Below are 12464 nucleotides of genomic sequence, written 5' to 3'. Positions count from 1 at the left end.
AGCTGGTAAAATATGTGGGTTTAGTTTTTAAAATGGATATGTTAATCTAGCATAAGCCGAAACTTCCAAAATGGGAGTGCGGGGGATTAATTTACTATGAACGGGAGATATACCTGTTCATTTGGGGTGAATCTCGGCTTAAATCCGAGTAGGGCTACCCTTTGATCCGAACCCGACAACTAACCTCGCAGGCAATCTACTAAAAGGAGCAATAATCTATATGAAAGTTCAAGCTATGAAGGCAACATTGGCCGGGCTTGCCTTAAGCCTGTCTATCGCTGGCTTTTCCATGCCCGCGCACGCCGCGCAATCTTCCGGGACATATGTAACCGGAGCAAACGATACCTTTTGGTTGATTTCGAAAAAGCTTAACATCAATGTGAATGAATTGATGGCAGCCAATTCATCGATCAACCCGCTTAATGTATACGAGGGATTGACTTTAACACTCCCTAACGGCAAGAAATCGACAACAGGATCCAAGACCAAGTCAACTCCTGCTGCCCCACAGACTCCGGCCAATTCGGTCACAACTGCTTCTGGAGCGCCATCGTCCTATAGCAAAGTGATTAACGCAGTTGCAACAGCTTACTCCGAGGTTGCAGCAGAAAATGGAGGTTGGGCAGGCGTTGATTACTTTGGTAATCCGCTGAAAATCGGGACTGTTGCTGTTGATCCCAAAGTCATTCCACTCGGGACCAAGTTATATATAACAGGGTATTCCTCGCCTGGTCTTCCTAAAGGTGGAATGTACGCTACCGCAACGGATATTGGCGGAGCGATTAAGGGTAACCGAGTCGATATATTCAAACCGACCTCAACGGGTCCTGTGGCAGATTTCGGTTTCCAAAATGTAAAAATCTACGTATTGAAGTAATATACATGACCTTCGGTTCAATCGAACCGAAGGTCATTTTATTCTTTGAGACCTTCGGTTCATCGAACCGAAGGTCTATTTATTCTTGGACACATGCAGCAGCTCAGGGATGGTTACCATTTCGTAGCCTTGGCTTTTCAACGTCCGTATAATGGTGGGTATGGCTTTAACGGAACCTGACAAGTCTTCCCCTTCGCCTCCTCCGCAATGCTGCAGGATGATTGCGCCTTGACGATTGGCAGATAGGACATTATGAGAAACCTTGTCGGCGCTAATTCCTTTCCAATCTAAAGAATCTACATTCCAATTGATGATCAGATAACCATGGTCCATGGCCCAGCGAACCTGCTGCTCATTGATGGCCCCATAAGGAGGACGAAGCAGTTTCGGTATATACCCGGTGATCGGTTTCAGGATAGATTGCGTATCGTCGATCTGCTTCTTGAAGTTTGATATGGACAGCTTGGATAAGTCTGCATGGGTGTATGAATGATTCCCGACAATATGGCCTTCTCGTATCATTCTGGCTATGATCTCAGGGTGAGCCTCAGCGCGTTTGCCAATCACGAAGAAGGTCGCATTTACATTGTTTTGCTTCAAGACATCCAGAACCTGCCGCGTAAATATCTCATCAGGGCCATCGTCAAAGGTCAAGGCCACTTTCTTCTCTGTTACGGGTCCGGATAATATAAATGTGCGGTCATATTTTTTTCGGAGCTCCGACAGAGACAATGATTTATGGGCTATGCGTCGTTGCCCGACCGGAACTGATTTTTTGGGTTCACGATACTCGGCTTTGCTTTTATTCCTGCTGGTTTGAGAGCTCGGGTTAAGCACAGATGAATTAGCCGGGGCTTTGGCTTCTAGATTAAGCTCGGACTTAGGCTTATCCAATGGGAAAAGCTGCCTCGACTTAGCCATAACCGGAGGCAGGATTGGATGCTCTGAAGGTATACTTACCCCATTGGGTGCAAGTACGTCCGGTATGACGCCTTCACTGCTGTGATCTTGCTGATGACTGCTCTTAAACCCGCAGCCTGGCAGAAGGCAGCTTGAAATAAAGATAACGCTAAAGATCATTAGATGCTTCATTGTTTAACCTCCCCAAAAGTCTGCCGCATCTTATTCTTGTTTATGTTGTGCGATTTGGATGATCGTTATCCGAATACGGAGGTTGTGAATCCACCTTTGCATTCGTTATAATGAAACCATCTGATTATGGTAAAGGAGGGTTTCATCCCATGAGTAACAAAGAAATCGAAGATGAAGTGATCCGTAATTACCAACGTGAAGAAAATATGATGATTCTTATATTTGCCCAATGGTGCGTGAACCATGACCTCGACCCGGCCGAACTTTACCGCAATGCCTATCCGGAGCAAAAGGATAATGCTTCGCTTCGTCAAGCCCTTGATCTCACTGTACCCAAGGAAGAGGCCGGTGATGTGCCCGATGATACGTTATTGGGGGTGCTTTCTCTGTTTGGCAACGAAGAGCTCGCTTTCGTAGTAACCGAAGAAATTCGCAAAGGCAAACACCGAGCTTAGCTTTCTCTCCAACAAAAAAACCCATCCCCATATATGGGAATGAGCGCAAGCTTAAAGTTTAAAAATCCATTCAAGCTTATATTAATTCAACCATTCCTTAACCTTTTGCCCAAAATAGGACAGCAGTGAAACAGAATCCATATGTCCGCTAAAATCCTCGAAACCCAGATAACCCTCATAGCCTACCGATTTTAAATCGCCCAGCAGGAGCTTCCAATTAGCAATTCCTTGTTGCAGCGGCATCCATTTGCAGGTCCACTCCTCCATTCCGTCCACGATGCGACCGGTGCGTTCCCATCCGGCATTTTTTACATGAACATGGGCCAAATACGGACCTAAGAGTTCGAGCCCCATGCGAAAATTCTCAAATCCTTCATGCACCATATTGCCGGCATCATGCAGTACTCCGATATGTTCAGGATCAAAATGGGAAACAAGTCGATGCGCCAAACCTGTACTAGGCGCAATCGTCACATGATGGATTTCTAACAAGCCTTTTATCCCATATTGCCGGGAAAGCTCCTGAACATGGTGCAAATAATCCACCGCTTCCGCATAAAGGTCATTGTAGTTCTTGCTGCCGTTGTAACGAGGTACGCCCACTCGAATAAAGCCTGCATCCAGCTTTTTGGCGATCTGCATCACTTTTTCCGTGCCAGCCACATCACCGCAAGTTAAATAAGGCGTCACGCTGATGGTTTGTATGCCGTGGCTTTGAACTTGCTCACGCAAGTTCTCCAATTCCTCATCGGAGGTCCCCGGTACAATGGTGGACAGATTATTCCCCCAATAGGATGGCTCTTGACTCGCTGCTTCTTGAGAAATCGGGGCATATCTCCATTCCACGCCTGAAATTCCTGCCGCTGCAGCAGCAGTGATTAGCTCTTCCTTCGTTAAATCCGGCGTCATCACGGTAAACACAGACAGTTTCATAATATCCTCCCGCATAAGAAATAGATGGTGTTGATTATCTTCATTTTGCAGTATAATAAAAACGTATTCATTGCAAATAATGGGCTAAAAAATGCTTTTATTGACCTTGTACAGCAAAGGAGGACTTATATGCTGGAGGTTTATGAGGATTTGCAAAAGTCTATTTATTATAGCCATACCGTTCGAAATGAGCTGCCTAAAGTAGATTTTCACCAGCATCAAGAGCTCTTTGAAATCTACTTTTTTCTCACAGGACATGTTCATTATTTTATTGAAAAACAAGTTTACCCGCTGCAATACGGCGATCTGCTCGTGATGAACAGCAATGAGCTGCATAAGCCCAACTTCCAATCCAATCAAAGGTATGAAGTTATCGTCATCCATTTTAACCCTGCAGTGGTCGCGGAGCTGAGCTCTCCGGACTTTGACCTGCTGGGATGCTTCACTAATCGTCCGCTGGGTGAACAAAATCATATGCGCTTCTCGGATCAGAGGCTTCAGGAGCTTCTTCACTTGTTTGACCGTCTGGAAAAGCTCAGCATGCCGCGAACAGCTGCAGGATCGGACATTCTTTATTTAACTGCCTTTTTGGAGCTGCTGGTCTTTCTGGGCCGTGCTTTTAACAGCGAGCAGCATGGACAGAGCGATGAACCATCCGCTATTCCGGGGAAACTGAGGGATCTACTGCACTATATCGATAACTACCTGGATCAGGATCTGTCGCTGGACAAGCTCGAGCATACCTTTTTCATGAACCGCTCCTACCTGTGCCGTTTGTTCAAAAAGCACACAGGAAGCACCATCCATGAGCATATCCTGTTCAAGCGCATCGCCAAAGCCAAAATGCTGCTGAAAGCCGGGAGCAACGTCACCGATGCTTGCCAGCTCGCCGGCTTCAACGATTACTCCAATTTTATCCGCAGCTTCAAAAAGACCGTCGGCCTCCCTCCCAAGCAGTATCAGGCGCTGACACGTATGGAAAAATAGCCGGCCCGACCTGATGCCCTGAGCCCGGTGAGCTCGCATCAAACACAAGTAAAAAAACCGTCCGACTCTTTTAAGGAATCAGACGGTTTTTTACGCGGCCCATGTGAGGTACTATCCTTATTTTAAATTCTCGGGGTTTAATTGCTCCAGCTCGGGGAGCACAAAGCGACCATCCTTGCGGATCAGCTTGCCATCGAACCAGATTTCGCCGCCGCCGTAATCCGGACGTTGGATGCAGACGATATCCCAATGAAGCGACGATCGGTTGCCATTGTAGGCGTCATCGTAGCTGTTCCCTGGCGTGAAGTGAAAGCTACCGTCAATCTTCTCATCGAATAGTGTATCTTTCATCGGATATTGGATGTATGGATTTACGCCAATGGCGAACTCGCCGATATAACGCGCGCCTTCATCCGCATCCAAGATCTCATTGATTCTCGCTGTGTCATTCGAGGTCGCTTTCACAATTTTTCCGTTCTCGAATTCAAATCGAATGTTCTCGAAGGTAAAGCCGTCGTGCGGTGTCGGTGTATTATAGGTCAGCACGCCATTAACTGAGTCGCGAACAGGTGCCGAATATACCTCGCCGTCCGGGATGTTAAGCTCGCCGTCACATTTGATGCTGCCGATGCCTTTGATTGAGAAGGTTAGGTCAGTTCCAGGCCCTTTGAGCTGAACTTTATCTGTGCGATCCATTAACGCTTTCAATGCGTCCATAGCCTTGGACATTTTGCTGTAATCCATCGTACACACATCAAAGTAGAATTTCTCAAAAGCCTCCGTACTCATGCTGGCCAGCTGCGCCATGGAAGGCGATGGATAGCGAAGCACTACCCAACGGGTCTTTTTGACTCTAATATCAAAATGTACGGGGGAATAATAAAGCGAATTATACAGCTTGAGCCGGTCTGCAGGAACGTCCGACAGTTCGTTGATGTTGGCTCCGCCGCGAATACCGATATAGCCCTGCATCTGCCTCATCTGATGAGAGTCGTAATCGGCCCAAGTTTTCATTTGGGCTTCAGTGCCTTCCATGATCAGTTGGCGAAGAATCGTATGATCTCTAAGGTTGACAAAAGGATGTGCGCCGGCTTTATGTACTTTTTTCACCAATTCACGTACCAAAACGGCATCAATTCCGTAAGCTTCAATTAAAATATTCTCGCCGGGCTTCGCCTTAACGGAATAATTCACAAGCACATCGGCAAGCTTCGTAAGATTTGGGTCGAGCATACACTATCTCTCCTCTTCATCATCGGCCGCAAAAGACGGCTCATCAATTTGAAATCCTACTGTTGTCAGGTAAAACCATTCACCCTTATCCTCCTGATGTTGATCGAGCTCAAACATCATGGTTCGGAATCGGGTCAGCCAAGCAGCAAATTTTTCTTTGCTCATCTTCACTTCGACCTGCGTGGCCATTCGGGACCACTGAGTCCGGTCGGAGGATGGGATTTGAAACGCCTCCTCCGGTGCAGATAAAGCTCTAAGCCGAGCACGCGCCAATGTATTCAGTGTGGTTTCACGAAAATAATTTTCCACTTCCGACACATAGGGAAGCAGTTCATCGCTGGGAACGAACCCCCGAGCGACCGAGCGGTAAAACTTTTGTACAATGCCATTCTTAAGCTCTGTACGGATGACGATGATAAAACCGTGCTTCTCCAGCTCGTTCAAATGATAATGTACCTTGGCGCGAGCCATGCCAAGCAGCTTCGCCAGCTGTTGGCCGGTGTAAGCCTTCTCAATCAGATACACCAATACCTTGCTGCGCAGGGGATCACTTACGGTTTTTAACTGTTCCAGATCACGGATAACATACACAGGCTGCAGCTTCACGATCTGACCCTCCTCTCCCATTTGACCGACTAGAAAGGTGCTCTTCATTCCTTGCTTATTACAACGGTCAATTCTTTTTAACCGTATCATAATGCTGCAACGTTTCGTTGTCAATTGGGTTTTGGTCAACTATAGCAAAAAGGGACGTCCCTGTCACTTAAGACTGGAGCGTCCTTTAAGTTTACCCAGAAATCAAAACATACATAATTCTTCGCCCATCTTACTGATAATCACACCTCGAAGAGGCTATCGCATAAGAAAATCATCCTTTCCCTACATAAGTTAAAGTCAATAGAGTAATAAGGTGGGAGAGTATGATTAATTATATAGCTTTAGGCGATTCGATTACATTTGGTCAGAAAGCAAGCTCTAGCATTAAAGCGTATCCTACGAGAGTTACCACAATGCTAAAATTAAAGGGAATTCAGGCAAAACGAATCGTGATTGCTGAGCCCAACTGGACTAGTGCTGATCTTGCAGAAGAGATCTATATAGATCCTTCGTTCCTTGGTTGTGCTAAAGTGGTTACGGTATGGATCGGCGGCAATGATCTGATTCATTATGGGTTGTCCTCGCTCCAGGAACCCGCTAAACCCATTCAGGAGATGATGAAGAACTTCAAAAAAAGACTCGATCTGATACTGGGTTTAGTCCGACTGATGAAAGTAAAGCATATCATCTGCTGCACCCAATACAATCCATTCCCAAACACCGTGATTGCGGTCGATGCCATTGGCATATTGAATGAACTTATTATTGCATCCGCGACAACGAATTCTTGTCAGGTTGCCCGGGTGGATCAGTGGTTTTCCGGTCACGAGCACAGGTTAATATACGGATACCGAGGTGGAAAGGCCGAGGATGCTTTACGCGGTTTCGCAGATGTACATCCCAATGATCAGGGACATGAAGTTATTGCTGCGGGGTTGTTCTCCACTATTTATCCATTGATTCGCCCAAGATGAGTTGATATCGCTGTATAACCAAGGATTTAAGTCTAGCTTTCTAGCATTGGAATAAAATTAGACTTTTAGTTATAGCATTTACCCAAGCAAATCCGAAATAAAAAAATATAATATAAATATAATGGTTGAAAGGAGTGAATACGAATGAGCGCAGTTGGTGGATTTGGACGTCATATCGGTTTTATCTTGGTTCTCTTTATTCTGTTGGTCATCATTCTTTCTACCTTCATAATTTAATAAGCTCATTTTAACGGATTGAGTGTTATCTGGTCAGCCATTCAGTTATGGGTGGCCTTTTTTTTGACCATTTCTTATCGATTTCCATGTTTAGCAACCTTGAAGAAATATCTTCAAGGAAGGAGTTTCATTCTATGTGTAGAATCAGTATTACTGGAGGTGCTTTATGATCGAAAAATACCCGTTACTCGATGAGCCTGGTAAAAACATGTTCATTTTTGAAAAGCTGGGGAAGTTCTATGGACATATTATCAAAGACAGAACGGATAAGGCACCGGCTTTATTTGTCTTTGAAACTCCCAAATACGAATCAATTGAACAGTTAAAAGCTGATTATCCTCCTTCTGTTGAGAAGGATTGAGATGCAGTCTAGAAAAGAAGAGCTGACTGTTTCCACAGACAGCTCTTCGTCGTATAATTTTTGCTTTTTTAATCGATAGTTCACCATTCAAGCTCCGCTTGCCAGATCCTCAATCTCCTCAGCATACAAGTCACACATATACCCTTTGTATGAAACTTTATGAAACAATGGTTTGAAGGTCTAAGCTGTCATTATGCCGCTGCGCCCATTTTAGACCAGCTGGGAGATTCGCTGTCGTTTTTCCATAACAAGTTAAAAACTTCATAACATCGCCTTCAACTTCATAACTCCACCAAACGCCGCTAAGATGGATGAACCAATTTTTGTTATGATCGTATTCCCTTTTATAGAGCTGCTGATTACACTGATCGGTCAGTTCTTCGTAGGAAATATGTTGTACCCTCTCGCAGTACCGCTTGTGAGCATGTGTTGTTAAACGTATTTTGAAATTCTCATATGTTTTCATAAGCCCCTCTCCCTATAAAAGAGCCGTATTTCGGCAATCTTTCTTTTTTTGATATGCGTATTGTTATGATATGAGGTGCACAAGCCATCTGTTTGTATATCCAACCATTCGCAGCTAAATGTGCCAATAACCAAGGCTGAAGTCTATTTTGCTATGGTTGTCTGAAAATTAGACTTTTTAGAAGCCGCATCTACCCAAGCATTTCCGAAATAAAAAAATATAATATAAGGATTCTTGGTTGAAAGGAGTGAATACGAATGAGCGTAGTTGGCGGATTTGGACGTCCTTTCGCTTTTGTCTTGGTTCTCTTTATTCTGTTAGTCATTATTCTTTCCACCTTCATCATTTAATAAGGACGGAAGGTGCAACACTCAATGTAATAGGGCCATTGACATGAAAGGAGTGAATACGAATGGGCGCAGTTGGCGGATTTGGACATCATTTCGCTTTTGTCTTGGTTCTCTTTATTCTGTTAGTCATCATCGTTTCCAGTGGATTCATAATTTAATAGGGTCATTGTAAAGGAGCATTATCAGGTCAGCCAGTCAATTCTGGCTGGCCTTTTTTTGTTGGATTACCAAAATGATGACTAACCACTGTTCGGTCACCTACATACTCTGTATTCAGAGGTGATGGTTAGATGAGATATAGCCCAAAAGTAGCCGCCAGAAAATTTATAAAAAAGCATTTTCCCAATGCATTTGTGGCGTTTTTGGGAGGAAGTGCCGCGAATCGGAATTTGACCCCGAATTCCGATCTGGACATCGTCGTGTTTGACGATTCCCAGTTCCCTTTCAAACAAAACTTCACCGGGTATGGCTGGCCCATTGAGGCCTTTGTGTTAACCCGCAGTGTTTATCGTTCTTTTTTTGATGAAGCCCGAAGAAGCGGTCTTCCTTCGATGATCCGTATGTGTGCAGAAGGAGAAACGATTGTAGATACAGGATTTGCGGAAGAAATCCGGTCGGAAGCGCGAGATCTCATGTCCCAAGGACCCTTCGAATGGACATGGGATGAAAGGAACCAGGTTCGGTATCAAATAACGGAAGGCCTGGAAGATTTGTCCGATGCAAACTCCTATCATGAAAACTTGTTTATCGTAAATCAACTAACCGAGCTGGTCACCAATTTTATTTTGCGAGCAAACGGCCAATGGATCGGGATAGGCAAATGGGCGGTACGTTCTCTTGCGGAATACGACAAGGCGTTGTGCGACGAATTTTTAAACGCTCTTGATTGTTTTTATAAAAAAGAAACCGTCGAACTTCTAATTCCATTCGTCGACCGCGCACTCGAACCTCATGGAGGAAGATTGCTGGAAGGCTGGGGAGAGGGCAGCTCTATATTTAATGAGGAGGAGTGATACGCGAATATCACCTAAAAGTCAAAAATTGACCATTTTCTGAGCTCAGAAGATGGTCAATTTTTTGTATGGATGAATAGGCGCTGCATTGCAAGCTGCTCAATATCTAAAGTTTTGAGCCGATTAAAACTGCGGATGCCAAGTAATCCGTATAAGTATTTAAAATTTCATTGTACTCGAAGGCTGTCCGAAGAGCTTGATAGTTTGTGTATATATTTTCATCTAGATACTGGAAATTATCGGCCTCATCCGTATGTTGTTTAACGATTTCAGAATATCCCCAGGATGATACAGTATTAAATTTTGCGTTATTAAAGATTTCAGTCCACTCATCAAGGGAAGCCAGTTGTTTAAATCCAAAGAAATCAAATAACGGTGTTTTCATTTGCGATGGAATAGGCTTTGCCGCGATGATTTCCCGGTCATACAACGTTCCTCCCGGTTTTAATACACGATAATATTCGGAAAGAGCCTTATCGGCATCAGCAAAATTAGTAACGGATTCAGCCAATATGACATCAAATCGATCCGATTCAAAAGGCAGGGAACAAACATCTCCCTCAACAAAATTGATGTTTAATTTTTGCGTTTCCGCTCTTTTTTTGGCTTTGACCAGCATTGGCGCTTGAATGTCCATTGCCGTAATATCATACCCTTTTGAGGACAAAAAACAGGATGTTCGCCCAGTTCCGCAGCCTACCTCCAAAATTTTGCACTCTTTGGATATGTGAAAATGTTGAAGCTGCTCCAGCGTAGCAGAAAATCCACCGGGATGGGCGTTGCCGACTCCAAATTGAGACAACATTTTTAAATAACTCAACTGAAAATCCTCCTATGCGCAATAATTTATCTATATTTATTTAATGCTTCAATTCATAAAATTGACAGGGTGTATAACCAAGGCTGATATCCAGTTTAATTTGCTTGGTCATTAAAATTAGACTCTTTGAGGTTGTATTTACCCAAGCATTTCCGAAATAAAAAAATATAATATAAGCATCTTGACGTGAAAGGAGTGAATACGAATGAGCGCAGTTGGCGGATTTGGTCGTCCTTTCGCTTTTGTCTTGGTACTCTTTATTTTGTTGGTCATCATTCTTTCCACCTTCATAATTTAATAGCTACTTCATGAATGGTGCAATACGAATGACCGCAGTTTGCACCGTGCACTCGGTTCCCCGTCCTTGCGGCGGGGGCTTTTTGCATTTTAGATGGAAGAGAGGAAGAGGGAAATGGGACTTCGGACTTTGGAGCAGTTGCGCACTTTGGTGGATGAAGTCAACGTAGAATTGCTAAAGCAGATTAGCGATCGTGCCGCATTAGTGAAGGAAATGGGCGAGGTAAAGGAAAGACAAGGAGTGCCAAAGTTTGATCCGGCAAGGGAAAAGGAAATGCTCGACGAGCTGGTGGCAGCAAATCCAGGACCTTTCGATGCGGCTGCGATCCGTCATATATTCAAGGAGATTTTCAAGGTGTCTCTGGAGCTTCAGGGACAATCCCACCGGAAACAGCTGCTGGTCAGCCGGAAGAAACAAGCGGAAGATACGGTTATCGAGATCAAAGGTGTGCAAATCGGCGGGAACCGCTCACTTATGGTGGCTGGCCCCTGTTCGGTCGAGAGCCGCGAGCAGCTGCGGGAGGTGGCCCGCGCTTTGAAGGAGGAAGGCGTGCCCATGCTCAGAGGCGGGGCCTTCAAGCCGAGAACATCTCCCTACGATTTCCAGGGGCTTGGGGTGGAAGGTCTGAGGCTCATGCGCGAGGTCGCCGACGAATTCGGATTGCTCGCCGTCAGCGAGATCGTCGATCCGGCGACCATCGAAATTGCGGAGGAATACCTGGACGTGATCCAAATCGGCGCCCGCAACATGCAGAACTTCGAGCTGCTCAAAGCCGCGGGCGACTCAAAGGTTCCCGTGCTGCTCAAGCGCGGTATGGCCGCGACGATGGAGGAGCTGCTGCTTGCAGCGGAATACGTCGTATCGCGTGGAAATACGCAGGTAATTCTCGTCGAACGCGGCATCCGCAGCTATGAGAAGTGGACGCGGAACACACTCGACATCTCGGCGGTGCCAATCATTAAACAAGAAAGCCACCTGCCCGTATTGGTCGATGTCAGCCACGCAACCGGCCGCAAGGATATCCTGCTGCCATGTGCCAAAGCGGCTCTCGCAGCCGGGGCAGACGGAGTGATGGTCGAGGTGCATCCGAATCCGCCGACTGCTCTATCCGACGCCGATCAGCAGATCGATATCCCTCAATTCCGCAAATTGTACCGGGACATTATCGATTCCGGGCTTTTCAAGCTATAAGCGTCGGCTTTTCAGCCCACGCTTTTTAGAGCTTATATTGCAGCTTCACCGATCTCTTGGATTTTGTGAAGATGCAAAAGGAGCCCTCCTTCCACGAGGGCTCCTTTTGCAGGGGTAAGATCGCATGCCTAAGCTAATAAAGCGATAGCTAATAGATCGAACAATACGAGCGTCGTAATAAATCGACCACCAAAACCAAATGCTTTCGTAGTTACTTGTTTAGATGAGATAAAGGCATCGGTTTCTAAATATAAATGTTCATAATCCACATTAACCAGGACACCTTCATATTCTTGTCCGGATGACATATAAACACGAACACGTTGATTTAGACAGCTTTGGCACTGGTAGTATAATTCATCCATTTTTGTACTTCCCCTCCTCCTTCTGTATTCCTGACTCTATTAAATGATGAAGGTGGAAAGAATAATGACTAACAGAATAAAGAGAACCAAGACAAAAGCGAAAGCACGTCCAAATCCGCCAACTGCGCTCATTCGTATTCACTCCTTTCAATCAAGATCCTTATATTATATTTTTTTACTTCGGAAATGCTTGGGTACATGCTATTTCTAAAAGT

19 protein-coding genes and 1 riboswitch are annotated in these 12464 nt (G+C 45.1%); of the genes, 11 read left to right on the top strand and 8 right to left on the bottom strand.

All coding sequences use genetic code 11. From position 1 onward, the window contains the following. Positions 1–44: 44 nt before the first annotated feature. Positions 45–211, top strand: a riboswitch (cyclic di-AMP (ydaO/yuaA leader). Positions 212–220: 9 nt separating this feature from the next. Next, positions 221–877 (top strand): 3D domain-containing protein, encoded by a 657-nt coding sequence (locus tag BLV33_RS20505; protein ID WP_090796024.1) that lies wholly within the window; start codon positions 221–223, stop codon positions 875–877. A gap of 75 nt (positions 878–952) precedes the next feature. Here BLV33_RS20505 and BLV33_RS20500 read toward each other — a convergent pair whose 3' ends face one another. Then, a complete protein-coding gene (locus BLV33_RS20500) occupies positions 953–1969 on the bottom strand; it encodes a polysaccharide deacetylase family protein (protein WP_090796020.1) in 1017 nt (338 codons plus the stop codon). A gap of 149 nt (positions 1970–2118) precedes the next feature. Between BLV33_RS20500 and BLV33_RS20495 the strand changes: the two genes are divergently transcribed. Then, positions 2119–2424, top strand: a complete 306-nt coding sequence (locus tag BLV33_RS20495; protein WP_090796017.1) for a hypothetical protein — start codon at positions 2119–2121, stop codon at positions 2422–2424. Positions 2425–2505: 81 nt separating this feature from the next. Here BLV33_RS20495 and BLV33_RS20490 read toward each other — a convergent pair whose 3' ends face one another. Next, entirely contained in the window at positions 2506–3357 is an 852-nt protein-coding gene (locus tag BLV33_RS20490) for a sugar phosphate isomerase/epimerase family protein (RefSeq protein WP_090796013.1), read from the bottom strand. Between the two features lie 129 nt (positions 3358–3486). Here BLV33_RS20490 and BLV33_RS20485 point away from each other — a divergent pair, with 129 nt between their 5' ends. Next, on the top strand, positions 3487–4344 hold the full coding sequence (locus BLV33_RS20485) for an AraC family transcriptional regulator (protein WP_090796009.1): 858 nt from the start codon (positions 3487–3489) through the stop codon (positions 4342–4344). Positions 4345–4461: 117 nt separating this feature from the next. On the opposite strand, the gene BLV33_RS20480 is transcribed toward BLV33_RS20485, so the two are convergent. Beyond that, the gene (locus BLV33_RS20480) at positions 4462–5577 is read right to left on the bottom strand and encodes an aminopeptidase (protein ID WP_090796005.1); all 1116 of its coding nucleotides are present in this window, start codon (positions 5575–5577) and stop codon (positions 4462–4464) included. A 3-nt stretch (positions 5578–5580) separates the two neighbouring features. Beyond that, positions 5581–6183, bottom strand: a complete 603-nt coding sequence (locus BLV33_RS20475) for an ArsR/SmtB family transcription factor (protein WP_171909224.1) — start codon at positions 6181–6183, stop codon at positions 5581–5583. Positions 6184–6497: 314 nt separating this feature from the next. On the opposite strand from BLV33_RS20475, the gene BLV33_RS20470 reads away from it, so the two are divergent. From BLV33_RS20470 to BLV33_RS20465, 3 genes are all read left to right on the top strand, one after another. Beyond that, positions 6498–7148 (top strand): SGNH/GDSL hydrolase family protein, encoded by a 651-nt coding sequence (locus BLV33_RS20470; RefSeq protein ID WP_090795998.1) that lies wholly within the window; start codon positions 6498–6500, stop codon positions 7146–7148. Positions 7149–7292: 144 nt separating this feature from the next. Next, the gene (locus tag BLV33_RS28910) at positions 7293–7385 is read left to right on the top strand and encodes a sporulation protein YjcZ (protein WP_139305787.1); all 93 of its coding nucleotides are present in this window, start codon (positions 7293–7295) and stop codon (positions 7383–7385) included. Positions 7386–7551: 166 nt separating this feature from the next. After that, the gene (locus BLV33_RS20465; RefSeq protein ID WP_090795992.1) at positions 7552–7746 is read left to right on the top strand and encodes a hypothetical protein; all 195 of its coding nucleotides are present in this window, start codon (positions 7552–7554) and stop codon (positions 7744–7746) included. Positions 7747–7903: 157 nt separating this feature from the next. On the opposite strand, the gene BLV33_RS20460 is transcribed toward BLV33_RS20465, so the two are convergent. Then, positions 7904–8212: a hypothetical protein gene (locus BLV33_RS20460; RefSeq protein WP_090795988.1), complete on the bottom strand. Its 309-nt coding sequence runs from the start codon at positions 8210–8212 to the stop codon at positions 7904–7906. A 257-nt stretch (positions 8213–8469) separates the two neighbouring features. Between BLV33_RS20460 and BLV33_RS20455 the strand changes: the two genes are divergently transcribed. The 3 genes from BLV33_RS20455 to BLV33_RS20450 all read left to right on the top strand — a co-directional run bounded on the left by BLV33_RS20455 (position 8470) and on the right by BLV33_RS20450 (position 9575). Further along, a complete protein-coding gene (locus BLV33_RS20455; RefSeq protein ID WP_090795984.1) occupies positions 8470–8562 on the top strand; it encodes a YjcZ family sporulation protein in 93 nt (30 codons plus the stop codon). Between the two features lie 62 nt (positions 8563–8624). Continuing rightward, entirely contained in the window at positions 8625–8720 is a 96-nt protein-coding gene (locus BLV33_RS28905; protein WP_139305786.1) for a sporulation protein YjcZ, read from the top strand. Positions 8721–8852: 132 nt separating this feature from the next. Continuing rightward, positions 8853–9575 (top strand): nucleotidyltransferase domain-containing protein, encoded by a 723-nt coding sequence (locus BLV33_RS20450; protein WP_090795980.1) that lies wholly within the window; start codon positions 8853–8855, stop codon positions 9573–9575. Positions 9576–9681: 106 nt separating this feature from the next. On the opposite strand, the gene BLV33_RS20445 is transcribed toward BLV33_RS20450, so the two are convergent. Beyond that, positions 9682–10395, bottom strand: a complete 714-nt coding sequence (locus BLV33_RS20445) for a class I SAM-dependent methyltransferase (protein ID WP_090795976.1) — start codon at positions 10393–10395, stop codon at positions 9682–9684. A 205-nt stretch (positions 10396–10600) separates the two neighbouring features. Here BLV33_RS20445 and BLV33_RS30865 point away from each other — a divergent pair, with 205 nt between their 5' ends. Continuing rightward, positions 10601–10693 carry a YjcZ family sporulation protein gene (locus tag BLV33_RS30865; protein ID WP_090795974.1) on the top strand — a complete coding sequence of 31 codons (93 nt, stop codon included), beginning with the start codon at positions 10601–10603 and terminating at the stop codon, positions 10691–10693. A gap of 114 nt (positions 10694–10807) precedes the next feature. Then, the gene (locus BLV33_RS20435; protein WP_090795971.1) at positions 10808–11884 is read left to right on the top strand and encodes a bifunctional 3-deoxy-7-phosphoheptulonate synthase/chorismate mutase; all 1077 of its coding nucleotides are present in this window, start codon (positions 10808–10810) and stop codon (positions 11882–11884) included. A 128-nt stretch (positions 11885–12012) separates the two neighbouring features. Here the strand turns inward: BLV33_RS20435 and BLV33_RS20430 are convergent, their stop codons facing one another. Together BLV33_RS20430 and BLV33_RS20425 are read right to left on the bottom strand one after the other, a co-directional pair. Next, positions 12013–12249: an LSm family protein gene (locus BLV33_RS20430; RefSeq protein ID WP_090795968.1), complete on the bottom strand. Its 237-nt coding sequence runs from the start codon at positions 12247–12249 to the stop codon at positions 12013–12015. A 39-nt stretch (positions 12250–12288) separates the two neighbouring features. Beyond that, positions 12289–12381, bottom strand: a complete 93-nt coding sequence (locus BLV33_RS20425; protein ID WP_090795964.1) for a YjcZ family sporulation protein — start codon at positions 12379–12381, stop codon at positions 12289–12291. Between the last annotated feature and the right edge of the window lie 83 nt (positions 12382–12464).

The organism is Paenibacillus sp. GP183, assembly GCF_900104695.1.
Lineage (GTDB): Bacteria > Bacillota > Bacilli > Paenibacillales > NBRC-103111 > Paenibacillus_AI.
This window is presented reverse-complemented; position numbering and strand designations above follow the sequence as displayed.

Bases quoted from the DNA above. Each gene is read 5' to 3' on its own strand.
- BLV33_RS20480 (WP_090796005.1), bottom strand. From the start codon at position 5,577: ATGCTCGACCCAAATCTTACGAAGCTTGCCGATGTGCTTGTGAATTAT.
- BLV33_RS20490 (WP_090796013.1), bottom strand. From the start codon at position 3,357: ATGAAACTGTCTGTGTTTACCGTGATGACGCCGGATTTAACGAAGGAA.
- BLV33_RS20455 (WP_090795984.1), top strand. From the start codon at position 8,470: ATGAGCGTAGTTGGCGGATTTGGACGTCCTTTCGCTTTTGTCTTGGTT.
- BLV33_RS20460 (WP_090795988.1), bottom strand. From the start codon at position 8,212: ATGAAAACATATGAGAATTTCAAAATACGTTTAACAACACATGCTCAC.
- BLV33_RS20485 (WP_090796009.1), top strand. From the start codon at position 3,487: ATGCTGGAGGTTTATGAGGATTTGCAAAAGTCTATTTATTATAGCCAT.
- BLV33_RS20465 (WP_090795992.1), top strand. From the start codon at position 7,552: ATGATCGAAAAATACCCGTTACTCGATGAGCCTGGTAAAAACATGTTC.
- BLV33_RS28905 (WP_139305786.1), top strand. From the start codon at position 8,625: ATGGGCGCAGTTGGCGGATTTGGACATCATTTCGCTTTTGTCTTGGTT.
- BLV33_RS20450 (WP_090795980.1), top strand. From the start codon at position 8,853: ATGAGATATAGCCCAAAAGTAGCCGCCAGAAAATTTATAAAAAAGCAT.
- BLV33_RS28910 (WP_139305787.1), top strand. From the start codon at position 7,293: ATGAGCGCAGTTGGTGGATTTGGACGTCATATCGGTTTTATCTTGGTT.
- BLV33_RS20425 (WP_090795964.1), bottom strand. From the start codon at position 12,381: ATGAGCGCAGTTGGCGGATTTGGACGTGCTTTCGCTTTTGTCTTGGTT.
- BLV33_RS20430 (WP_090795968.1), bottom strand. From the start codon at position 12,249: ATGGATGAATTATACTACCAGTGCCAAAGCTGTCTAAATCAACGTGTT.
- BLV33_RS20500 (WP_090796020.1), bottom strand. From the start codon at position 1,969: ATGAAGCATCTAATGATCTTTAGCGTTATCTTTATTTCAAGCTGCCTT.
- BLV33_RS20495 (WP_090796017.1), top strand. From the start codon at position 2,119: ATGAGTAACAAAGAAATCGAAGATGAAGTGATCCGTAATTACCAACGT.
- BLV33_RS30865 (WP_090795974.1), top strand. From the start codon at position 10,601: ATGAGCGCAGTTGGCGGATTTGGTCGTCCTTTCGCTTTTGTCTTGGTA.
- BLV33_RS20505 (WP_090796024.1), top strand. From the start codon at position 221: ATGAAAGTTCAAGCTATGAAGGCAACATTGGCCGGGCTTGCCTTAAGC.
- BLV33_RS20435 (WP_090795971.1), top strand. From the start codon at position 10,808: ATGGGACTTCGGACTTTGGAGCAGTTGCGCACTTTGGTGGATGAAGTC.
- BLV33_RS20470 (WP_090795998.1), top strand. From the start codon at position 6,498: ATGATTAATTATATAGCTTTAGGCGATTCGATTACATTTGGTCAGAAA.